The organism is Bacillus sp. FSL W8-0519, from assembly GCF_038005585.1.
GTDB lineage: Bacteria > Bacillota > Bacilli > Bacillales > Bacillaceae_G > Bacillus_A > Bacillus_A paranthracis.
Genome location: NZ_JBBOTL010000001.1, coordinates 4,722,842 through 4,746,243, shown reverse-complemented (window position 1 = coordinate 4,746,243; position 23,402 = coordinate 4,722,842). Strand labels below are relative to the sequence as shown.

18 protein-coding genes and 1 pseudogene are annotated in these 23,402 nt (G+C 34.9%); 12 read left to right on the top strand and 7 right to left on the bottom strand.

Going from position 1 to position 23,402, the window contains the following annotated elements; translation table 11 throughout:
* Positions 1–12: 12 nt before the first annotated feature.
* Positions 13–4,236 carry a S8 family serine peptidase gene (locus tag NST14_RS24905; protein ID WP_163258321.1) on the bottom strand — a complete coding sequence of 1,408 codons (4,224 nt, stop codon included), beginning with the start codon at positions 4,234–4,236 and terminating at the stop codon, positions 13–15.
* A gap of 32 nt (positions 4,237–4,268) precedes the next feature.
* Positions 4,269–4,874 carry a CalY family protein gene (locus tag NST14_RS24900; protein ID WP_163258320.1) on the bottom strand — a complete coding sequence of 202 codons (606 nt, stop codon included), beginning with the start codon at positions 4,872–4,874 and terminating at the stop codon, positions 4,269–4,271.
* A 469-nt stretch (positions 4,875–5,343) separates the two neighbouring features.
* Between NST14_RS24900 and glgB the strand changes: the two genes are divergently transcribed.
* The 5 genes from glgB to glgP all read left to right on the top strand — a co-directional run bounded on the left by glgB (position 5,344) and on the right by glgP (position 13,382).
* Positions 5,344–7,281 (top strand): 1,4-alpha-glucan branching protein GlgB, encoded by a 1,938-nt coding sequence (gene glgB / locus NST14_RS24895; protein WP_000111372.1) that lies wholly within the window; start codon positions 5,344–5,346, stop codon positions 7,279–7,281.
* A complete protein-coding gene (gene glgC, locus NST14_RS24890) occupies positions 7,229–8,359 on the top strand; it encodes a glucose-1-phosphate adenylyltransferase (protein ID WP_000057612.1) in 1,131 nt (376 codons plus the stop codon). Before glgB ends, glgC begins: the two co-directional genes overlap by 53 nt.
* A gap of 18 nt (positions 8,360–8,377) precedes the next feature.
* Positions 8,378–9,412, top strand: a complete 1,035-nt coding sequence (gene glgD, locus NST14_RS24885; RefSeq protein WP_000504157.1) for a glucose-1-phosphate adenylyltransferase subunit GlgD — start codon at positions 8,378–8,380, stop codon at positions 9,410–9,412.
* Positions 9,413–9,524: 112 nt separating this feature from the next.
* Complete coding sequence (gene glgA / locus NST14_RS24880; RefSeq protein WP_098946914.1) at positions 9,525–10,955, top strand: glycogen synthase GlgA; 1,431 nt, start codon at positions 9,525–9,527, stop codon at positions 10,953–10,955.
* Positions 10,956–10,973: 18 nt separating this feature from the next.
* Positions 10,974–13,382, top strand: coding sequence for a glycogen phosphorylase (gene glgP / locus NST14_RS24875; RefSeq protein WP_000494087.1), 2,409 nt, complete (start codon positions 10,974–10,976; stop codon positions 13,380–13,382).
* 215 nt (positions 13,383–13,597) lie between these two features.
* On the opposite strand, the gene NST14_RS24870 is transcribed toward glgP, so the two are convergent.
* The 3 genes and pseudogenes from NST14_RS24870 to NST14_RS24860 form a co-directional block, all read right to left on the bottom strand.
* Positions 13,598–13,732, bottom strand: a complete 135-nt coding sequence (locus tag NST14_RS24870; RefSeq protein ID WP_000911070.1) for a hypothetical protein — start codon at positions 13,730–13,732, stop codon at positions 13,598–13,600.
* A gap of 76 nt (positions 13,733–13,808) precedes the next feature.
* Positions 13,809–14,531, bottom strand: coding sequence for a lipase family protein (locus NST14_RS24865; protein ID WP_001260123.1), 723 nt, complete (start codon positions 14,529–14,531; stop codon positions 13,809–13,811).
* A gap of 278 nt (positions 14,532–14,809) precedes the next feature.
* Positions 14,810–15,160: pseudogene (locus NST14_RS24860) on the bottom strand (AIM24 family protein); the annotation flags it as partial.
* A 988-nt stretch (positions 15,161–16,148) separates the two neighbouring features.
* Between NST14_RS24860 and NST14_RS24855 the strand changes: the two are divergent.
* The 6 genes from NST14_RS24855 to NST14_RS24830 all read left to right on the top strand — a co-directional run bounded on the left by NST14_RS24855 (position 16,149) and on the right by NST14_RS24830 (position 21,278).
* A complete protein-coding gene (locus tag NST14_RS24855) occupies positions 16,149–17,201 on the top strand; it encodes a hypothetical protein (protein ID WP_000725795.1) in 1,053 nt (350 codons plus the stop codon).
* Between the two features lie 53 nt (positions 17,202–17,254).
* Positions 17,255–17,389, top strand: coding sequence for a hypothetical protein (locus NST14_RS24850; RefSeq protein ID WP_265096625.1), 135 nt, complete (start codon positions 17,255–17,257; stop codon positions 17,387–17,389).
* Positions 17,390–18,276: 887 nt separating this feature from the next.
* A complete protein-coding gene (locus NST14_RS24845; protein WP_000605343.1) occupies positions 18,277–18,522 on the top strand; it encodes a hypothetical protein in 246 nt (81 codons plus the stop codon).
* Positions 18,523–18,606: 84 nt separating this feature from the next.
* Positions 18,607–18,975 (top strand): hypothetical protein, encoded by a 369-nt coding sequence (locus NST14_RS24840; RefSeq protein ID WP_229143067.1) that lies wholly within the window; start codon positions 18,607–18,609, stop codon positions 18,973–18,975.
* 290 nt (positions 18,976–19,265) lie between these two features.
* The gene (locus NST14_RS24835; protein WP_000395714.1) at positions 19,266–20,414 is read left to right on the top strand and encodes a type I restriction endonuclease; all 1,149 of its coding nucleotides are present in this window, start codon (positions 19,266–19,268) and stop codon (positions 20,412–20,414) included.
* A gap of 132 nt (positions 20,415–20,546) precedes the next feature.
* A complete protein-coding gene (locus NST14_RS24830) occupies positions 20,547–21,278 on the top strand; it encodes a hypothetical protein (protein WP_229143066.1) in 732 nt (243 codons plus the stop codon).
* A gap of 57 nt (positions 21,279–21,335) precedes the next feature.
* On the opposite strand, the gene NST14_RS24825 is transcribed toward NST14_RS24830, so the two are convergent.
* Complete coding sequence (locus NST14_RS24825) at positions 21,336–21,830, bottom strand: hypothetical protein (RefSeq protein WP_017561121.1); 495 nt, start codon at positions 21,828–21,830, stop codon at positions 21,336–21,338.
* A 444-nt stretch (positions 21,831–22,274) separates the two neighbouring features.
* Between NST14_RS24825 and NST14_RS24820 the strand changes: the two genes are divergently transcribed.
* Positions 22,275–22,589 (top strand): hypothetical protein, encoded by a 315-nt coding sequence (locus tag NST14_RS24820; protein WP_000398120.1) that lies wholly within the window; start codon positions 22,275–22,277, stop codon positions 22,587–22,589.
* A 360-nt stretch (positions 22,590–22,949) separates the two neighbouring features.
* On the opposite strand, the gene NST14_RS24815 is transcribed toward NST14_RS24820, so the two are convergent.
* Complete coding sequence (locus NST14_RS24815; protein WP_000381928.1) at positions 22,950–23,330, bottom strand: hypothetical protein; 381 nt, start codon at positions 23,328–23,330, stop codon at positions 22,950–22,952.
* Positions 23,331–23,402: the final 72 nt, after the last annotated feature.

The following is a 23,402-nucleotide window of genomic DNA, read 5'->3' as shown; positions in this document are numbered from 1 at the left end:
TCTTTATTATTATCATTTTTTAGGCGTTAATCCCAATTTCTTTAAAATATCTGCCAGTGTACCGCTTTTTGATTTTTCAACAGGTGTTTGTGATTTAGATGCATCGGGACCTTTTTTCAAGAAGTTCTTTTCAACGAAGCGAATATCTTTTTCGTCAACAATACCATCTTTATTTAGGTCACCGTCTTTCACAGATACTCCTTTTTTACCATAGTTGCTAGCGATAATTTCAGCATCTTTTATATCAATTACTTTATCGCCATTTACATCACCTGCAAGGTTTTCATCAAGGCGTGCATAATAATATTGGCCAATTAGCTTACCGTCTTTTTCAGTACCAAGTTTCGTTGTTAGTCGGCTTGTTAAATGCCCTGGTACTTCTACATATAAGTTATAGTCGCGTTTATTAACAGGAAGTCCATTTAGTTTGAAGTATCCGTATTTATCTAGTGAGCCTTCAAACTTATGACGGTAAGAATCTGTTGCATATACTTTTACGCCAAGCTTTGTATAATCGAATTTCTCATCTAAATAGCCACGTTCATTTAAGAATGCACCAGGTTTAATATTTCCTTCTACTAGTGAGTTTAAAGACATAACTGAGAATGTTTGATCTTGAAGGACACGCATTCTATTTGGCTCTGATTCACCTTGTTTCCAGTAAGCGAACACTGATAAATCGAATTGAGCATTTGCTTCATAAAACTCATCGTTTTCTACTTTGAACGTTACATCAATGAACGGGAAATCACCATCTAATCCAGCGAAGTTTTTATCATCAATAGCCCCGCCTACTGTAACAGAACCTTCTTCTAGTTTTGATTCATTTATTTTTGCGGTTACCCCTTTTTCAGAAAGGAGTTTTTCAAAAGCAGGATTCAATTTTACATTTGCAAATTTGAAGTTCTTCTCTAGGAATTTTACGTTAAATGCCCCAGCAACGAATTGTTTTACGTGTTTCGCGTTTAGGGTTACTGTGAACTCGTCCCCTTTATATACTTCTTTTTTATCATAACTAGCCTTTGCATATTGAGCTCCTTGCGGGATAAACCAATAATTATTTACACCGCTTGGATAGTCAGGACCTGCAGTTGCATAATCGAAAATATATACGCCTGTGTTCATTGGACCTTCCACTTTAAAGGATTCAGGAGTAATGCCAACTTTAAAGTCTCCGTTTGCATTAATAGGTAAAAACTTATGCAAGTATGGAGAATAGTCATAATACATAACGCCATTCGCTTCTTGCGTAATGTTTAATCCTTTTCCTTTTAAGTAGTCAACGTTTGAATCATACACATTTCCTTTAATCCATAACGCTTTTTTACCATCTTCTACTGTGTAATTTTCTTCATTTAATTCATAAATACCAGGTTTTAATCCAGTTAATTTTACTTCTGGCGGTGTATTATCAATTACGACATAATCACCTTTCACACGTGCTTTCCCAGCTTTATCATAGCCAACAAACTCAATTGTGTAGTCTCCTTCTGGTAAGTTGATTTTCTCATCACCAATTGGTTTTGCAGGGTCATTTGTGAAAGGATACACTTTTCCGTTAAAGAATGAATCTAAGTAGTAATACACATCCGTTTTTAGTCCAGTTGTGTTTAATGTCCCAATGAAGCCGAGTGCTTTATTTGTTTTCGAATCTTTCACGATAAGGTCTAACGTTTCAAGTTCGCTATTTAATTGGAATGCCCCGTGAACATATGATTCACCATATGGATTAAACTTTGATGTATCAGTTGAAATTGCTTTTCTTGATAATATTGCATTTTCAATACCAGGTTCTGATACACGAATAGAGAACGGAATTTGGTACGTTTCTTCTTTATTTTTCGTATTTGTAATATGAATATATCCTTCATATCGGCCTTGTTTTACACCGGCTGGAACATTAATTTTTGCTTCAATTTCATCTGCTTTCCCAGCATCAAGTGTAATTGTTTCTGGAACAGAAACTTTTACACCGTTTGCGGTAGCATCGTTAATAGAAGAAGATGCTGGTGTATAAGAAATTTCTGTTTTAAATTCTTTTTTCTCTTGTTTATTATGGTTTTCCACTTTTATATTTCGTTTTTGTTCAAGAGCTTCACCGTCTTTTTGATAGAACTTCCCGAATGCAATGGATCCAGTTTCTTCAGGGACTTCAATTACTTCATCATTTACAACTGTTTTTGTTGTATCTAGCACTTTAAAACTAGTTTCCGTATGAACGGCGTTGTACGCATCTACTCGTCCAGCTCCAACTTCATATACGGAATACTTTTCTTTTAAATCATCAGCTGTGTTCATAAGAGACGCCTTTACATCGAATGGAGAGTATTCTGGGTGTTCTTGTAAAATAAGAGCAGCAACGCCCGCGATATGAGGAGAAGCCATAGATGTTCCTTGCATACGCTCATAGGAAACGTCATAGTTTTCGCCCTCTTGTGGGTCGTTAATATATTCAGGTACTGTTGAAAGTACAGCAACACCAGGCGCTGTAATATCTGGTTTAATATCATCATTTGATGTAACAGGGCCGCGTGAGCTAAAGTCTGCAAGATGATCGCCTTCTGTTTGAATATAACTAAGTTCGTCAAAAGTAAAGGATGTATTACCTTGTTCGATTTGAGCTTTTAGTTTTTCACCGTCTTCTTTCGTTAGGCGGAATGCGGGAATGTATTTTGTACTTTCGCCAACGTAGAAAGGAATTTCTCCGTCCACATTGTTATAAATAATAACGGCTTTTGCACCAGCTTGTTTTGCGTTCGCAATTTTTTCATCAAATGAGAGTGTACCGCGTGCAACGAGAGCGATTTTTCCTTTTACATCTTTTTTACTAAATTCATCAGGCGTACCGATTCCTACCGATTCGATAGATAACGTTTGTCCCTTGAAATCTTCTATTTTATCAGTGAAGTTTTTGCCAAATAAAATTAAGTTAGGGAATTGCACTTGTCCAGCATGACTTGATAGTTTCGGTAAGGAAATAGAGCTATCACTTGCTCCAACCGTAATTGCAAAGGGAGAAGCACCTGGTGATCCGAGTGTTGCTGGATTTGGACCAGAGTTTCCAGCGGCAACGACTGTAACAACACCGGAAAGCATTGCGTTGTTAACAGCGATAGACGTTGGATCAAGCGGATTGTTGCTCTCGTCACCTAACGATAAGTTAATAACGTTCATACCGTCAGAAATAGATTTATCGATTGCAGCAATAATACCTGAACTATCGCCACTTCCGTATGGACCGAGTACACGATAGTTATACAGTTCAATGTCAGGTGCAACACCTTTTACTGCGGAATCTGATTTGTTTTTCTTTTGCGCAGAAACGATACCTGCTACGTGAGTACCGTGGGCTGTGTAGAAGGAAGAGCCACGATCATCAAATTCAGGAGCGCCAGATTGTTGCCACTCTGTATAAGTTGTTTCCATCGGATCTGCATCGTTATTAATAAAGTCCCAACCTTTTACTGAGTTTGGATCTACCTTGCTAGAGTCTTCGCCAGGTTTTGCGCGATAGCCCTTATACACGTCTTTTAGGTCAGGATGATTGTAATCAATACCTGTATCTAATACACCAACTTTAATTCCTTTTCCGGTAATGCCTTCGCTATGTAACTTATCGACCCCAATTTGCGGAATACTATCTGTTAGTTTTTGAGGTGCTTTCTGCTCTGCTTGTTTTGGTAAATTTAGTTTCACTTCATAATCTTTCCAAATACGCTTTACAACGCCAATTCGTAACAATTCTTCTACTGTATTTGCAGGTAACGTCAGCGCAACACCATTTATCGCATGTTTATAAGAACGTTTAATTTGTACAGACTGGAAATTCCCTGACTTTACTGATGGGCTAAATTGATAAAGACGTTTTAGTCCTTTTTGAAATTCCTCATGCTCTTGATCAATACGCGCTTTTATATTTTCAGGAGCAGCTTGTAATCCTTTTTCTTTTTGTTTTAATTCATTAATCTTTACTGGAGCTGTTTGAAATTCTACAATGATATTTACTGGTTCAGAACTACTTGTATTAATATCTGGAGAGATAGTAAAACCAGGGTTGGCATCTAACGTTTGTAATGCCTGACGCTGTTCTTTAGAAAGTTTTGATAGTAAAGACTGGGCGTTTGAAGAGTCAATTTGGTTAATAGGATTTTCAGCAAGTACATTGAACGGAAGGGCAGTTGAAAGCAGAACGCCAGCCGTTACAATTCCGGTAACAAAACGATTTTTCTTTTTCATGTATAAGCCTCCGATAATTTATATTTTAAAAATTATTTTTCCGTGCCTGGTGTTTGCTCTGCATGGAATGTCCAGTTTAGCTGTAAGGAATCACCCTGGAATTTATTTTGATCTTGTTCGTTGTCTTCGAAGGAGAAGAGCACGTGTAAATAATCTGTTTCACCAGATTTAATACCGTCTATTAAGTTATGACGTTCTAGAGAAGTAGCCACATCTTCAGGTTTCATAGTTTTTAATTCTGATAGTTTTGTTTCCCACAAAATTTCATGATCATCGTTTGGATTAGATGGCTTTCCATCATTCACTAAAAATTTGACGATGATGTGATCGCCTAAATCTTCACCATCATTATTTTTCTTTGCATCTGTAATTTCATAGGATGTTTCAAGTGCTACTTTTGCAATATCCAATGACCCTTTATTTTCAAGCGTGAAATTTTTTTCAATAAAGTCGCCTGGTTTTAAATCTTTCACATTAACAATTACACTTGGATTAATAGAAAGGTCTAGTGTTCCAGTTTGAAATGAGTTACTAGATGTTTCTGAATCACTGAAGTAGGCGAATACACCGCCGAATGTAAGGGATAAGCCAAGCGTTGCGGTGACAACTCCCATTCCAACCTTTTGTTTTAATGACATAAGAAAGCCCCCTAATTAAATTTTTATAGCGACTGTTCGTAACAAGGATAAATAAGTAAACATAGTAGTCCGCTATGAATTGTAGTTACGAAAAGTCTTTGTTCTTTATTGAGAACAAGTATATGCTTATCAATTTTCCATTTCAATACAATTGTGACGAAAAATGTTGAGAAACATTTTTTTATGACAGATTATTTTGTTGCGATTTTAAGTGGAAAATAGGATGAAAAAGAGGATGAAGCTAATAAAATAGAGGTTGAGAAATAAATAGTAAGATGAAAGACTAGTGAAAAATGAAGCGTTTTCAATGAATATTCGTCAAAATTCGATATTTTATATAGAAATGTGAAAAAAATTCAACATTTTTAAGAAAAAAACGTATATTTTTTATAAATTAACAAGGATATTTCAGTTTTTCGCAGAATTGGTAAAGTATAAAAAATTCTGTCATCTTAGTGAGGTGAGCATATTGAGTGTAATAAATTGTGAAGAAGTGAAACGAGATGAGTTTCATACAGAAAAGTACTATGACAGTTATAACATCTTTGGCGCACATATTGTGACGGAAGATGAGATGCGAGGTGTACGATTTACAGTATGGGCTCCTCATGCGAAAGCAATGAGTGTTGTTGGAGATTTTAATGAATGGGATTATGAGCAACATAAGATGCTGCAAGTGACAGAAGAGGGAATTTGGTCCCTATTTATACCGCATATAGAAGAAAGAGAAATATATAAATATGCGATTGAAACGATGGCTGGTGATGTCATTCTTAAGGCAGATCCGTATGCTGTGTATGCAGAAGTAAGACCGAATACGGCATCTGTAGTTTTTGATATAAAGGGATACGAATGGAATGATAAAAACTGGAGTCGTAAGAAAAAGAAAAAATCGGTTTATAAAGAAGCGATGACAGTTTATGAATTACATTTCGGTTCTTGGAAAAAGAAAGAAGATGGAACACTGTACTCTTACAGGGAAATGGCAGAAGAACTCATTCCTTATGTGGTGGAACATCAATTTACACATATTGAAATTATGCCGCTTGTTGAGCATCCATATGATCGTTCTTGGGGATATCAAGGAACGGGATATTATGCAGCAACGAGTAGATTCGGCACACCACATGATTTGATGCATTTTGTCGATGAATGTCATAAATATGGAATCGGTGTCATTTTAGATTGGGTGCCGGGGCATTTTTGTAAAGATGCTCACGGTTTATATTTGTTTGATGGGACACCGACTTATGAATATAAAGATAAAGATGTGCAAGAAAATCCAGTATGGGGAACTGTCAACTTTGATTTAGGAAAGAGGGAAGTACGTAATTTCTTAATTTCAAATGCGTTATTTTGGATGAGATATTTCCATATTGATGGTTTCAGGGTAGATGCAGTTGCGAACATGCTGTACTGGAATAAAGAAGGACAAGAGCAAAGTAATGAGCACGCTGTTTCATTTTTACGAGAGTTAAATGAAGCTGTGTTTGCAGAGGATGAAGATTTTCTTATGACAGCAGAGGATTCAACAGCTTGGCCACTTGTAACAGCTCCAACGTATGAAGGTGGGCTTGGATTCAATTACAAATGGAATATGGGCTGGATGAATGACGTGCTGAAATATATGGAATGTGCGCCAGAGTATAGAAAATATATTCATGATAAAATGACGTTCTCTTTACTATATGCTTACTCTGAAAATTTCATATTACCGCTTTCTCATGATGAAGTCGTTCATGGGAAAAAGTCGTTATTAAATAAAATGCCAGGAGACTACTGGGATAAGTTTGCTCAACTTCGTTTATTATATGGATATTTCTTTACTCACCCAGGAAAGAAATTACTTTTCATGGGAGGAGAATTCGGGCAGTTTGATGAGTGGAAAGACCTTGAAGATTTAGATTGGAATTTACATGATTTTGAAATGCATCGTTATATGCATGATTACTTTAAAGAGCTCATAGCATTGTATAAGCGCTCCAAACCACTTTGGCAGCTTGATCATTCGCCTGAAGGTTTTCAGTGGATTGATGCTAATAATAATGAGCAAAGTATTTTCTCTTTTATCCGCCAAGGGGATAAACAAGAAGATGCGTTAGTTGTCGTATGTAATTTTACGAAAGCTACATATGAAAACTATAAAGTAGGTGTACCAGATTTTGAGTATTATAACGAGATTTTAAACAGTGATGCTGAGCAATATGGCGGATCAGGGCAAGTAAATAAGAAACGTCTGAAGGCGATTCAAGAACCGTTTCATAATCAAGCAGCACATGTAGAAATTACAATTCCACCATTTGGCGTATCCATATTACGACCAGTGAAGACGAGAAAGGGGAGCAAAAAACAAGATGGCTCAAAAACAAAAGTGCGTAGCAATGTTACTAGCAGGGGGAAAAGGTAGTCGATTAAGTGCATTAACAAAAAATTTAGCCAAGCCAGCTGTTCCATTTGGTGGTAAATATCGCATTATTGATTTTACGCTAAGTAACTGCGCAAATTCTGGTATTGAAACGGTTGGGATTTTAACGCAATATCAACCGCTAGAACTTCATAATTATATCGGAATTGGCAATGCGTGGGATTTAGACCGAGTAAGCGGTGGAGTCACAGTATTACCTCCTTATGCGGAGTCTTCAGGTGTGAAGTGGTACACAGGTACGGCAAGTGCCATTTATCAAAACTTAAACTATTTAAGTCAATATGAACCAGAGTATGTTCTCATTTTATCAGGTGACCATATTTATAAAATGGATTACAGTAAAATGCTAGATTACCATATTGAGAAAGAAGCGGACGTTTCCATTTCTGTTATTGAAGTGCCTTGGGATGAAGCGAGTCGCTTTGGCATTATGAATACGAACGAAGAGATGGAGATTGTTGAATTTGAGGAGAAACCGCAATTTCCAAGAAGTAATCTTGCATCAATGGGAATTTATATTTTTAACTGGGCGATTTTGAAAGAGTATTTAGAAATGGATGCAAGAAACCCTGAATCTAGTAATGATTTTGGAAAAGATGTGCTTCCGCTTTTATTAGATGAAGGGAAGAAGCTAATGGCGTATCCGTTTGAAGGATATTGGAAAGATGTTGGTACAGTGAAGAGCTTATGGGAAGCGAATATGGATTTACTGCGCGATGAAACATCACTGAATTTAAACGACCGTGACTGGCGTATTTATTCTGTTAATCCAAACGAACCGCCTCAATATATTGCTGAAAAGGCAAGAGTAGAAGAATCACTTATTAACGAAGGATGCGTCATCGAAGGGGACGTGAAGCATTCTGTATTATTCCAAGGGGTGACGGTGGAAGAAGGTAGTATGGTTATTGATTCTGTCGTTATGCCAGGAGCGAAGATTGGCAAAAATGTTGTGATTGAAAGGGCAATTGTTGGATCGGAAATGGTTATTGAAGATGGAACAATTATTCGTCCGGAAAAAAATGTTGACGATGTAGTACTCATTGCTGAAGGGAAATAGAAAAGGGGGATGAAATGAATGGGAGAAAAAATGTTAGGAATTATTAATGCAACGGGAAGTTTTCCTTCCTTAAAGAAAGTAACAGGGCATCGTTCACTAGCGGCGTTACCGTTTGGGGGCCGTTATCGACTCATTGATTTCATGCTTTCAAATATGGTGAATTCTAATATTCATAGTGTGGCAGTTTTTACAAGCCATAAAAACCGTTCACTAATGGATCACGTTGGTTCAGGCAAACAGTGGGATTTAGATAGAAAACGAGACGGACTGTTTTTATTCCCGCCAAATTGCCAATGTGATCAAGATGAATTTGGATCTTTTGCACATTTTAGAAGACATATTGATTATTTTCTAAGAAGCAGAGAAGAGTACGTCGTGATTACGAATAGCCATCTCGTAACAGCATTAAATTTTCAAGCAGTGTTAGAGCGACATATACATACGGCAGCTGATATTACGGAAGTTTGCCATGAAGGGGTTTCGCTTCAAACATACGTGTTAAAGAAACAATTATTGTTAGATTTATTTGAGTCATATAAAGATGTGGAGCAATATAGCTTGTTCGATGTAGTGAGAGAAAAGCGCGGAAAATCACTACATATTGCTACATATGAGCATACAGGATATGTAGCTATTATTGATTCGATTGAAAGTTACTATAAACATAGCTTAGAAATTTTGCAACCTGCTATTTGGAAGCAACTATTTAAGAAAGAAGCACCGATCTTTACGAAAGTAAAAGATGAACCACCAACTCGTTATGTAAAGGGTGCAGCTGTGAAAAACACAATGATTGCAAACGGCAGTATTATTGAAGGTGAAGTAGAAAATAGCGTTGTCTCCCGTTCTGTTAAAATTGGAAAAGGTTCAATTGTTCGTAATAGCATTATTATGCAAAAGAGCCAAATTGGAGATAATTGTATAATAGACGGTGTTATTATTGATAAAGATGTGAAAATTGGTGACGGTGTTGTCTTAAAAGGAAACGCCGATGAGCCATACGTTGTAGAAAAAGGAAGCGTTCAAAACAGTACGATTAATAGTTATTCTTAAGAAATCAGTGGGGGTTTTTCCTCCACTGATTCAAGTTTTAATTTAAATGAAAACTCGAAGGGAGGAAGCTGCAAGGGAAGTAGTATAAGCTTTTCGTGCAGTGGGACAACAAGTGAATATTTTATTTGCAGTATCAGAATGTGTACCATTTGTTAAATCGGGAGGATTAGCTGATGTAGCAGGTGCGCTCCCAAAAGAGCTAAAAAAATTAGGTGTGGAAGTTCGCATTATACTCCCGAATTATAGTCTTATTCCGCAAAAATTAAGGGACGGATGTACGCTACATAAAGTAATTAACGTCCCGCTTGGCTGGAGAAATCAATATTGCGGAATTTTAAAAGGTGAGCAAGACGGGATTACGTATTACTTAATAGATAATGAATATTATTTTAAGAGGGATTCTCTGTATGGTCATTATGATGACGGAGAGCGTTTTTCTTATTTTTCGAAAGCAGTTTTAGAGTGTATTCCTCATCTTGATTTTGAAGTGGATGTTCTTCATAGCCACGATTGGCATACAGCTATGGTAAATTTCTTACTACGTGAAAAGTATCAAGATAACCCATTATATGAGCATATTAAAACAGTATATACGATTCATAACTTGCAGTTCCAAGGTGTATTTCCTCCTGAAGTGATGTACGACTTGCTAGAACTTGGTGATGAATATTTTCATAGTGAGCAGTTAGAGTTTTATGGAAATGTGAACTTTATGAAGGGCGGTATTATCGCTTCTGATCAAATTACAGCAGTTAGCCCGACATATAAAGAAGAAATTCAATATGAATTTTTCGGTGAGAAGTTAGATGGATTGTTGCGAAAATATAATGGTAAGCTTAGTGGCATTGTAAATGGAATTGATACGAGCGTGTATAATCCAGAAACGGATTCGTATATTACTGCTCAGTACGATGCAGATTCATTATATGAAAAGAGTAAAAATAAACGCGCGTTGCAGCGTTATTTTGGTTTGCCAGAAAAAGAAGAAACGCCGATTATTTCAATGGTAACGAGATTAACGAAGCAAAAAGGTCTTGATTTAGTACGTACTGTATTCCGTGAAATAATGGAAGAAGATGTACAATGTATTATTTTAGGATCAGGTGATTCGGAATATGAACAATTCTTCGAGTGGATGGCATATGAGTATCCTGAGAAGGTAAAAGTGTACATCGGTTTTAATGAAGAATTAGCTCACCAAGTATATGCGGGAAGTGATTTATTCCTAATGCCATCATTGTTTGAACCGTGTGGACTTGGACAACTTATCGCATTAGCGTACGGTACGATTCCAATTGTAAGAGAGACAGGCGGATTAAATGATACGGTACAATCTTATGACGAAGAAACTGGAGAAGGAAATGGTTTCAGTTTCACGAACTTTAATGCACATGACATGTTACACACTGTTCGTCGTGCAATTGAATTTTATCATGATAAACCGGTATGGGAGCAGCTTGTAAAACAAGCAATGACTGAAGATTATAGCTGGGAAAAATCAGCCCTTGCTTATAAAAAATTGTATAAAAGTCTCATGGAATAACATGTAGGTGGTGAAGAGATGTTTACTCATGTTGAAAGTTTCAAATCAGCTTTTCTAGAAAAGTTAGAGACGATGTATGGTAAAAGTTTCAAAGAATCTACAACTCGTGATCAATACAATACGCTTGGATACATGGTACGTGAGTATATGAATAGTCAATGGATTGCAACGAATGAAAGTTATCGGTCTGGAGAGCGAAAGCAAATGTATTACTTATCCATTGAGTTTTTACTTGGGCGTTTGCTTGGAAGTAACATATTAAATTTAGGCATCAAGGATGTATGTGAGCAAGGGCTTTCTGAGCTTGGAATTTCGTTGCAACAATTAGAAGAGGTGGAAGCAGATGCAGGTCTTGGAAATGGTGGACTTGGACGGTTAGCAGCCTGTTTCCTTGATTCACTTGCATCTTTAAACTTACCAGGTCATGGGTGCGGAATTCGTTACAAACACGGCTTATTTGATCAAAAAATTGTTGATGGTTATCAAGTTGAATTTCCAGAACAGTGGCTTCTTCATGAAAATGTATGGGAAGTAAGAAGGCATGATCAAGCTGTAGAAGTAAGTTATTTCGGCAATGTTGAACCGCTCTACATTGATGGGCGTTTAGAATTCAGGCATACAAATGCAGAAGTAATTATGGCCGTACCATATGACGTTCCAGTAGTAGGTTATGAGACGAGTACTGTAAATACACTTAGACTTTGGAATGCGGAACCAGTTCCTTTCCCACAAAATTGCAAAGATATTTTGAAATATAAGCGTGAAACAGAGGCGGTATCGGAGTTTTTATATCCAGATGATACGCATGATGAGGGGAAAATACTTCGTTTGAAACAACAGTATTTCCTCGTATCAGCAAGCTTGCAAAATATCGTTCGTATGCATAGAGAAAGATATGGTGACCTTCGTCAATTACATGAGAAAATTGCGATTCATATTAATGATACCCATCCAGTTTTGGCGATTCCAGAACTGATGCGTATTTTATTAGATGAAGAAAAACTAGCATGGGAAGAAGCTTGGCACATAACGACGCAAACGATTTCTTATACGAATCATACGACGTTATCAGAAGCACTTGAAAAGTGGCCAATTCACATTTTTAAACCGTTATTACCGAGAATTTATATGATTATTGAAGAGATTAATGAACGTTTCTGTCATGAACTTTGGGAACGTTATCCGTATGAATGGCATCGTATTGAAGAGATGGCGATTATTGCGCATGATCTCGTGAAAATGGCTCATTTAGCAATTGTCGGTAGCCATAGTGTAAACGGTGTAGCAAAAATTCATACGGAGATTTTAAAACAGCGTGAAATGCGATTGTTTTATGAGTTTTATCCAGATAAGTTTAATAATAAAACGAATGGAATCGCTCATAGACGCTGGTTAATGAAGGCGAATCCGCAGCTGACGAACCTTATTTCAGAGGCGATTGGAACAGAGTGGAAGAAAGAACCGATTAAGCTTCAAGAGCTACAATTAGTTCAATACGATGCGAGTTTCCAAGAGAAATTTGCAGAGGTAAAACAAGAGCGTAAAGAGATTTTAGCAGCGCGCATTCATCATACAATGGGGATTACAATTGATCCTAATTCTATTTTTGATGTGCAAGTAAAAAGGCTACATGCTTACAAGCGACAATTATTAAATGTTCTTCATATTTTATATTTGTATAACCGTTTGAAAGAGGATGCTAGTTTTACATTTTATCCGCGTACTTTTATTTTTGGAGCGAAAGCATCACCTGGCTATTACTATGCGAAAAAAATTATTAAATTAATAAATGAACTTGCAAGGAAAGTGAATAACGATCCGTACGTAAGCCAATATATGAAAGTTATCTTTCTAGAAAACTATCGAGTGTCTGTAGCGGAAGATATATTCCCAGCGGCCGATGTAAGTGAACAAATTTCAACAGCGAGTAAAGAAGCATCTGGAACAGGCAATATGAAATTTATGATGAATGGTGCGATTACGCTCGGCACGTTAGACGGAGCGAATATTGAAATAAAAGATAGAGTCGGTGATGATAACTGTTTCATTTTCGGCTTAACGGCCGAAGAAGTTCTTCATTACAATCAAAATGGTGGATATCGTGCAAGTGATTATTATCACCACAATGGGCACATTAAAAAGGTAGTAGATCAGCTAACGAATGGTTTCTTTGCACAGTCGGGAGCTGAATTTGAAGCAATTTACGATTCTCTCGTTATTCAAAATGATGAATATTTCGTTCTGCGAGATTTTGGCCCATATGCGGAAAAGCAAGAAGCTGTTGGTAGAGCTTATGAGAACCGAACGAAGTGGCTCGAAATGTCGATTTTAAATATTGCACAATCTGGTCATTTTGCGAGCGATCGAACGATTTTACAGTATAGTAATGAGATTTGGGGTATTGGTAATACAGTTACGCAAATTTAAAGAGATTGCTACGTTGGAAAAGATTATATGAAATTTATATCGGCGATTTTTAAGATATATCAGCGATTCTTAACTTTTATCGGCGGTTTTCACATTTTATCGACCGATACTTAAAATATATCAGCGATTTTTAAGATATATCGATTTACCGACAAAAAATGACACTGATAAATAAACCGAGCTTAAACTTATTAAGCTCGGTTTTCTTTTTTTGCTTAAGAAAGAAATGGGATCGCAGTATATATGATACCTGTTCCATCATATTCTCCTGTCGCAAAGTATGAAAATGTAAAGAAACCTGTAAACGTAAAAATTACAATGAGAAAAAGTGCAAAGATAAATTTTAGCATGTAAGGTCCCCTCATCCAAAAGTAAATTCATATATTATTATAGTATAAGGATATTTAATTTCCAATTGTTTACTGGTTAAAAATGAGAAGTCAGACATGTTTTGTATGTTGTCATGGCATGATTATTTGTAATAGATTTTGTGTTTTTTGTAAAAGTCATGTTGTGATGAACGTGTGCATATTCCCAGTCTTGGTCATTAAAATTTATGTTTCGAGGAGGAAGAAGTGGAACGACATCAAATAAATTGACGAAACGAAAGCTACTAGCTACTTGCAGTTTATAATAATTCCGAAAGGCGATATCTCCCACTTTTGGGGAGGCAAATGTATACAGACCGTACTGTGCGAAGGCAGTGTTTATACGCGCATCGAGTATATGTAGTGTAGCGAGTGCGCCGCCTAAACTATGACCTGTTGCAAGAAGTTTCTTATGGGCTGGTAATGATACGAGCATATCCATAATAGAATCTCGGCAAGATTCATAAATGGAAAGAAAGCCGTTATGGACATTTCCGCTATTTAAAGCATATGGGTATGGTTTTTGGTTAACGAGTGAATCGATAATCCAGTCTGTATCTGTTTGTGTTCCGCGAAAAGCTACAATAACGGTATCCTCAGATTCTAGTATGAATCCGAACCATTCTGTCGTTTGAATGGTTTTTCCTTGAAAGCCTTGTACATATTGAAAACCATCTGGTATTTCAAAAATCCCATTTTGTTTATATTGTTCATACGTTAACTCACAACAAGAAGCTAACAGTATGGCAGTATCTTTATCAAAGGATAAAGGAGTACGCATTAAGGGAGCCTCCTTAAGAAAAGGTATAGTTCAATATATGCAGTGAGGGACTTGATTCATTCTTTTAGAAAAAAACCTTGAAACTACAGTTACGTGAGGGAGTATGATTTTTGTAAACATACTGTTAGGAGGAGTGTAAGATAAGCAAAAGAGAAGGCTATCCAATTGGTGAGTTTTCAAGGAGAAGAGGCGTGGCTTAACGAAGTGATGGAGTATTATATGATTCGAAGTGGTTTGTATAGTCCACCTAAATAAAAAGAGCCCTATAAGGGCCCTATTTACTCTTTTCCATCTAATAAACGACCAAGTCCACCTAAAACACTACCTTCACCAGTGCTTTGTGCTGCTGGGCTTGTCAGGCGTGCTGCTAAGCGGCTAAGTGTTAAGGACTGGATCCAAACTGTTCCAGGGCCTTCTAACGTTGCGAAGAATAAACCTTCGCCGCCAAATAGAGCTGTTTTTACTTTTCCAACGAACTCGACATCGTAATTAACGTCTTTTGTCATGGCAACGAGACAACCTGTATCAATGCGAAGTTTTTCGCTAGGCTTTAATTCACGTTTGTATACAGTTCCGCCTGCATGCATGAAAGCAAGTCCATCACCTTCAAGTTTTTGCATGATGAAACCAGCTCTTATGCTATCTTAAAATATGTCCACGCAAACAAATGTAGTAAAACATTGAACTTTTTTAATGTAGTAAGTTGGACACTATCTTTATGTGGAAAAAGATAGGAATTAGGTGATTTGTTTATTCTCACGAGCAGCAGTCTCATATTTTAGCAATTTTAATTGGACACTTTCATTTGATTATGTTTGGTGCAGATCCAGATAACTTTTTAATTGAACTACCGTTTTTCCCTACGGTATACGGTCTGAAATAGGATTTTAATTGTCTAGGTAATAAAGTACATATTGTCTATCTTAATTCGGAGATGATGCTTTTGGAGATTGTTAGAGAAATGGAGATGCCCTTTAGGGGATCCTTCTAATATTTTCCGGTTATCTATACTTAAGAGTAAAAAATCTTGATTTGATAAGGGTTTTACTACGAGTAAGAAAAAAAGACGCTCATGCTAGCGTCCCGAGTTACACTTGATCCCTGCATTTTGTGCGGGGATTTTTTTATAGAACAGACACCCATATGAGTGCCTGTTCTGTTCCGTATTATTTATTAATAAGCTTTAAAATTTCTTTCGTAGCTTTCTTAGAAGTATCTTCTTTTTCACAACCTACAACAAAAGAACTAACTAATAGAGATGCTAAAATCGCTTTTTTCATAAATCACCCTCCACATTACTATGTGTTTATTAATCTTTAAACGTAAAAATATTATATTATACAGAATTTTTCATTACCACTTAAAGCTAAGTCTTTAATACTATAAATATCGACACATTCCTCATTGGAAATCCAAGTTCAAACAACTGTGAAACATTTAAATAATCGTTGTTATGGAAACGTAGTTTTAAGTAGATTTTTATCTTGTGCTTAAAGTAAAATTAAGACAATTGTTCTAAGCGAAATCTTCAATATAGAACGAATCTGATGTTCTATAATGTAATATTTCAACTTAGGATAAGAAACAGATAAAAAAATTAGGAGAGGCGGAGGACAATTGAAGAAAAAAGCATTATTTGTTATGGGGGCTGCTGCAATTTTAACATTATCAGCATGCAGTGACGAAAAACCACAACCTGTAATTAATGTGGATGAAGTGAAAGAGAAAGTATCCAAAAAAGAAAGTAAAGAAACTTCTGGAGACAAAACCGGATTTAATGTAATTGAGCAACAAAAAAAGTTTGGTGGAGGCACATTTAACGTAGACAAATCTCAATCTAGTATTGATGCAATTGATGTTACAGAAATAAAAGATGGGATAGTATTGGCCACTGAGTCTGGAGATTTCTATAAATATGTATTTAGTGATAAAAAGAAATGGAAAAATCCCGTAACATTCGATGACTCAAGTTACACCAGTGATGAAGTCAAAGGGAATAGATTTTTTGTAAGAAAAGAACAGAAGTTATCTGTAAAAGAGTATTCTGTGGGCGATCCAACAGGTAATACTATTACTAAGGATGGTATTCCATTTGATGAACACAAATCACGGATTGACCTTATAAAAACTTCAAAAGGAGCGGGGGCTTTAGTAAGTGACTCAAGAACAAATAAGTATGAATTTTACTTAAACGACAAGCGTGTTGCAGAATTCACAGATGAGAAGGGCTTACTTCCAGAATACTTAGGATTAAGAGATAATCCTCTTGAAAGTAATAAATACGTAGACATTGAAAATAAGAAATTATATGTTGCGTACCAACGTACAGATAGAAGCTACATTTACCAATTTGACATGAAAACTGGCAAACCACTATTTGCTAAAAATGGCGACCTAAAAGAAATCCTTGTTGGACCGAATGCGAAGATTCTAGGAGATAACAACGGGAATATCTATGTAATGGAAGAGAGTGAAACAATTACAGTAACAGCATACGATAAGAACTTAAATCCTTTAACAAAGAAATTTGAAGTGCCTGTAAAAAATCCAGCACTAACAACATTTACTGTTACGAATGATGAACTACACTTCTGGAGTTCTTACAAATATGAGCTGGAACCGATGTTAGAATTAACGAGAGTATCTATTCCTAGCTTCGGAAAAAAATGATATGAAAATACTAAGTTGAAACGTAAAAAAACCTTGTAGAGGTTGCTAGAGAAGTGGAGATGGATTCTCGAGTTCGTGAGCGTTTGGTGAAGGCATGGAATGACAACATTCAAAATCATTTATTTATGGATGAGTATATGCAGTTTTTAGATAATGCATATACAAATACCACTTCCGATTCTTGGTAAGACGATAGTGGTGCTAAAGGAACAGGAACAATAACTATTAATGGTAGTAATGTTACGATTGAACTCAAAAGCGAGGGTAATAATACGGCAGAAGGAAAAGGGATTGTTTCCCACAAAGCACAACTTACAAAAACATCTTAATCATAACGTTCTAAAAGATAAGAAAAGTCCCATCTAATATTTATAGATAGGATTTTCCTTATCTGTTTTTTTAGGGGTACAGACCGCAAATACACGTTATCTATACTTAAGAGTAAAAAATCTTGATTTGATAAGGGTTTTACATTGAAGGCATGTATACAATGTACTTGACAACGATCCTCGAAGCATCGAATTCTACAACCTTTCGTTACCTTCAAGGCAACGAAAGGTTTATCCAAGCAAGGTTATTCGATACTTTCTCATTGCAAAGACATCACTATTTCGAATACGTTAAATACATTGTTTACTTAGTTAAGATATCAAGTATTTAAAGTAATTTTTCACTCGATTTTTCTTCTTAGAATACTTTAAATACTCCTGATTTTCATAGTACAGATAATTCCAAAATGCTGACGATATCCCTAAGAGAGGAAAACAAGGGGGGAAATTTATGTTAGTAATATTAGCAACAATTATTGCAGCAATTTGGTATGTTTTCGATTTGCCGAATGTTACACCTGTGTTATTAGTTTGTGGTTTGTTAATTACATTTTATGCATTAATAAAAAAGGTAGTAAGTAGTGTATTGTTCTTTTTTGGTTCAATTATCCTCTTTATTTGGGCCATGTCTAATTCGCTTCTTTATGGATTTATAGCTTTCTTAGGTGTGTTATTTGCGGGTGCAGTATTGGTAGCTGCATCGAAGCAACAGGGGAGCAATAAAAACAGTAATGAGGATAATACCAATGATTATGATTACGAAGAAGATGATGAAGATGAAAGACGTAGGAAGCCGAAAAGAAGAGCTAAGGATGATGGATATCATGATTATGTTAATGATTATGAAAATGAGTCCAATCGAAAAGCATCTGGATTTACTCAATCGAATAAAAAGAGTAAGTACGATGAATCTGAAGAAGAGTACCGTAAAAGAAAAGCGGAAGATGATGCATACTTTTACAGACAACGTGGTGGTTTCAGACACAAGGTAGATGAGGCAGACGATATTTTAGGTCGCAACCAACGAGAAAGAGATTACAACGACGAAAAGTATGAGGCTCGTTGTAGAGGATGTAATGAACCTGAAAGTCACTGTAAATGCTGTGATACTTGTGAGCAATATCCATGTCGTTGTTGTCGAGAGTGTGATGATTATCCTTGTAAATGTTGCAGAAAGTGCAGCAGTTATCCGTGTGAATGTTGTGACGAGTGTGGAGAGGCAAACTGTCGTTGTTGTAGACGGTGCGACTCATATCCATGCGAATGCTGTGATGAATGCGGTCAACCGGAAAGGTATTGTAGATGTTGCAGAAAGTGTAAAAGTTATCCATGTGAATGCTGTAATAGTTGCGGTCAACCGGACAAATATTGTAGATGCGGTTAATATGAAAAAACACCATCAGTATATTAACGGGTTCGGTATAAGGGGAGAAAACAGTAAATAACAATACTTTTGGAGGTGCAATTAACAATCTAATTCGCACCTCCTTCTTTATCACCCAAATTAGCAACCTAATTAACTAGACCGCATAAATTTATGTGTTGTCGCTAGTTTTAATGTCAATTTACCCACTTTATTCATCTAGATCCTTGCGCCTTCTTTTTTTTTTGTCAAAATTCAAGAAAATAACCTACTTATTTTTATTTAGAACGTCTGTTATATTATGGATTTTTATAGTAAAATATCTTTAATATTCAAAAATATAAAACATTAAAGGTAAGGGGGAAATTTAATATGGAGTTCAGAAACGATATAAACAAAATAGCTAACCAAGTTTTAGAACGAAAAGAGTACATAACTAACGAAGAAATGACAAAACAATCCTTAATTATTCCTTTTCTACAAAAGTTGGGTTATGACGTTTTTAATCCTTTAGAAGTTAGACCAGAGTACATTGCAGACTTTGGAGCAAAAAAAGGTGAAAAAGTGGATTATGCTGTTTTTAAAAACGGGGTTCCAATTATTTTAATTGAAGCAAAGTCTGTAACGGAAAATCTCCTTAAACATGACGCGCAATTATCTAGGTATTTCAATGCCTTACCAGATGTCAAAGTAGGAGTGCTTACTAATGGTGTAGAGTACAAATTTTATACTGATTTAACAAATGACAACGTGATGGATGAAAAACCTTTCTTTACATTTAGTATGGATAATTTAAGTAATGTTGATATTGAAACAATTGAAACTTTTACAAAAGAAAATTTTGAAGCTGAGGGAATTGTAAAATATGCTGAAGAGCTTATCTATATGACTAATTTAAATTCTACAATTAAAGAATTATTTAAAAACCCTTCAGATGACTTCCTTCGTTTTCTAATTAAAGACTTTAGCTCAACTAGAATTACAAATAACGTTTTAGATCGATTCCGACCAATTGTTAAAAAAGCAATTAATCAAACACTATTAGAAATAATCAGTGATGGTTTAACGCCAAAAGAAACGAAAGTAACTGAGACAGTCGAAACAAGTTTGGTTGCGACAGCTTCTGTTGAAGTAATTGAAGATATTAACAGAGAAGACAAAACAGATAGAATTTCCACTACCGATGATGAACTAGTTGCCTTTAACATTGTTAAAGAAATTTTAACTGAAAATCAACGAGACATTAGCGATCTTAAATATAAAGATACCATTAGTTATTTTGGAATCATGAATCGTGTAATCACAAAATGGTTTATACGTCTATTCCTTGATGGCGAGGCAAAATCCTTAGTTGTAAGATTAGATTTAGAAACTACTAAACAGCTATGCCCTAATTTTGTGGTTGAGCAAGCACCAAAATCACAGGGAGTGAGTAGAATTTTCATTGATAACGTTAATGATTTAAAAGATTTAGAACCACTTGTTATTTCTTGTTATGATCAAATTTTAGCTAATGTTTAAAAGAGAGCAAATTGCTCTCTTTTTTATTTTCTTTCGACAAAATATGATAAAATTGTTGTAACTAAATCTGTTATGTGAGCACTCGAAAGAGTACTTTTATTTTACTCGCTGACATAAATAAAATTAGGGGGGATGTGCTTGAAGAAGATATTTATAGCGATATTATTGGCTGCTGCATGTATCATATTTACCGGTTGCTCAGCAAATATGAAAGCTGTGGAACAAGAGACTAAAGATAAATTAGAAAATAGTAAGTTAGAACCATATATTGAAAATGTTACTTACGAAGCTGGAGAAAAAGAAGATGGTGAGACCCCAGTAAACATCAAAGTAAACGTTAATGAAAAGTTTTCTGATTTATCGAATATGGATAAATACGCTATCATGAATGATGTATTTAAAAAAATTACAGAATCTTATAATCTAGTTTCTTGCGGAGGTAATAACACATGCCGTTACCAAAATCTCCAATTGTCCTATGATGACGATACATTTTTTATGAATATCTTCGACGAAGTACTTGTTATTAATGATTTGGAGACTTATACCAAAGGCGATTATGAGTTAGATATCGATAGGAAAAATCAAAAAACAAAATCATCCAATGATACTTATAAAGCTAATTCAAATAATGCATCAACATCAGCACCACAAAACGAACAGTTTGCAAGTAATGGGATTAATTACAAAGTTATCTTCGCATTTATGAAAGAACAATATAATATCGTCACTAATAACGACGAAAATTATATACCTGAAGTACATGATCCACAAGTGGCTAAACTAGCTGCGAAAAGATTCGGAATTTCAGAACAAGAAGCTGGAGATATTTATGTGAATGTTCAAATGGATGCTTTTAGATAAAATACTGATTTGATTTAAATTTATAATACAAAAAAGACGCCAGTAACAGCGTCTTTTTTATTTCTCATAATATTTACCTAGAATCTCATTTTGTTTTTGTACATTTTTATTTAATTTATCTATCTCTTCACCTAATTGATTCCACAATAAATTAGAATTACTGTCTTTATAAAATGTATTTATATCTTTCAAATTCGTTTCAATTAGAGCAAGCGAATTTAAAACATTCTTTTTAAGTTCTAATGTATCTTTATATTTTACATCTGTATTCACAATTCTTTCTCGTATTGCTTTTAGATCTTTGTTGAATTTAAGATTATCATCCATTCCCTTTTCTAAAAGATACCATTTCTCTAAATCATATGATTCACCTTTCTCAATCACAGTAGTGAAATATGTATGCGTATCTTTTAATAAAGGGAAAAAATCTTTATCTAATTCTTCTCTAAAACTAGTAAATTCATTTGCTTCTTTACTTACTTTATAACCTAAAAATGCAAAAGTTGCCACTATGATTCCAATTACAATTCCGATTAATAATTTTTTTTTCATTGATGTCCCCCAAATTATGTTTAATATATTAATAATATTACTATATTATTAGGCCGTTATTTAATATTTGAATAAGTTAAAAAATCTCCACATAATGCGTAAGGTCAAATGTGAAAAAAATCCATTGCTACACAACCCACATATTTAGGGTCTGTGTAGCAATGGAACCGAATCACGCAACAAATATTTTATCAAGACTAAAGGTGAAAATTCCTTGATTTTAAAAGACCCCTATAAATTAGATATATAATTGAATTGTTCCGTTTAATGTGTATATGATGTTAAATTTTCACCAAAAAGGGCACATTTTGAACATAATGTACCCCTTTTTGGTCTGCTAAAGGTACAAGTTTTTATTTTTTAAAATTTTTGTAACGCAATCGCAGTTATTCTTTGTTATTTTTTTTCATTAATGCTACATTTGTCAGGAGGAGTGATGAACACATGGAATTCTATTATTGGATAGCGATACAAATAATACTCCCTATCCTAATTATTTTGTATTTAAGAAAAGAAATGATGAAAATTGCTGATGGAAAACCAAAACAATTTCTAAGTTTTTCACTTGGCTTAGCAATGTTTTCGACAATTGTATTAGCATTGGCCTTGGGTGTATTTTTATTAGTACCTTCTTTAATACCAATTGCTTTTGATACAATCGAAACTGCGCAAAGATACACCGTTTTAGGTTGTATATTAATGGGGGTCGCGGTCATTTTATTCGCTGATAATATAGAAGATCAAGAGTTGAAGATGTGACACGTAAATATTATTTATAAATAGATTAGTATTCTTTTTATAATCAAAAACCAAAATATAATTTTGCTAAATACTTACTATTTTAATTAGTGTAAAGATGATGCCGAACATCATCAATTAAGAAAAACCGAATTACTCAATTTAGAATAAATCGGTTTTTCGTTATATTAAGAATTATAAACTACCCATCCAAAACTCCTCTTTATAAAATTCATAAGAATAATAGAGAATAAGAAAAAGGAACCCAGTAGTTATCTCTTTATAACAGACCTACATAAAAATAGTTACACCAAATAATTTTTTAGAAGTCATATCTAGCTTGTTTTTTGTAATCGTCTTTATTAAATACAGTGAACAGCATTATTTTGTAGTAGCTTTTAAAATATCAATTAATTCAACAAGATCAATGAACACTTCAAATCCCTCGTTTAATTCAGGAGTAGCAGTCCCTTTATGGGATGAATTAATATATTCTAAAAAATTTTCTTTACAATTTAATTGTTTTCGAGGTTTAGTATAATTAAAATTAGTCTGATAAAAATATGCTGGGTCTTTGATACCGAATAATTTATTTATTTTAGCTACGTGTACATGTACATCAATTTTTTCTTTACCACTTAATATATCATCAAATATATGTTCTTCAATATCTGCTCTCTTCCTTACCCAGGCTTTATTCAAGTCTCTAGATTCTAGAAAACTTTGTATGTTCCGCCCAATAATTTTGTTAACAGTATCCATGAATTTGAACCTCCAGTAAATATCATTAATATTGCATTTCATAATTAATCAATATTGGTTTTCCCTATAATT

Bases quoted from the DNA above. Each gene is read 5' to 3' on its own strand.
- glgC (WP_000057612.1), top strand. From the start codon at position 7,229: ATGGCTCAAAAACAAAAGTGCGTAGCAATGTTACTAGCAGGGGGAAAA.
- NST14_RS24820 (WP_000398120.1), top strand. From the start codon at position 22,275: ATGGAATTCTATTATTGGATAGCGATACAAATAATACTCCCTATCCTA.
- glgP (WP_000494087.1), top strand. From the start codon at position 10,974: ATGTTTACTCATGTTGAAAGTTTCAAATCAGCTTTTCTAGAAAAGTTA.
- NST14_RS24865 (WP_001260123.1), bottom strand. From the start codon at position 14,531: ATGCGTACTCCTTTATCCTTTGATAAAGATACTGCCATACTGTTAGCT.
- NST14_RS24835 (WP_000395714.1), top strand. From the start codon at position 19,266: ATGGAGTTCAGAAACGATATAAACAAAATAGCTAACCAAGTTTTAGAA.
- NST14_RS24900 (WP_163258320.1), bottom strand. From the start codon at position 4,874: ATGTCATTAAAACAAAAGGTTGGAATGGGAGTTGTCACCGCAACGCTT.
- NST14_RS24815 (WP_000381928.1), bottom strand. From the start codon at position 23,330: ATGGATACTGTTAACAAAATTATTGGGCGGAACATACAAAGTTTTCTA.
- NST14_RS24830 (WP_229143066.1), top strand. From the start codon at position 20,547: ATGTGCTTGAAGAAGATATTTATAGCGATATTATTGGCTGCTGCATGT.
- glgD (WP_000504157.1), top strand. From the start codon at position 8,378: ATGGGAGAAAAAATGTTAGGAATTATTAATGCAACGGGAAGTTTTCCT.
- NST14_RS24845 (WP_000605343.1), top strand. From the start codon at position 18,277: ATGATTATGATTACGAAGAAGATGATGAAGATGAAAGACGTAGGAAGC.
- NST14_RS24905 (WP_163258321.1), bottom strand. From the start codon at position 4,236: ATGAAAAAGAAAAATCGTTTTGTTACCGGAATTGTAACGGCTGGCGTT.
- NST14_RS24870 (WP_000911070.1), bottom strand. From the start codon at position 13,732: ATGCTAAAATTTATCTTTGCACTTTTTCTCATTGTAATTTTTACGTTT.
- NST14_RS24825 (WP_017561121.1), bottom strand. From the start codon at position 21,830: ATGAAAAAAAAATTATTAATCGGAATTGTAATTGGAATCATAGTGGCA.
- NST14_RS24840 (WP_229143067.1), top strand. From the start codon at position 18,607: ATGAACCTGAAAGTCACTGTAAATGCTGTGATACTTGTGAGCAATATC.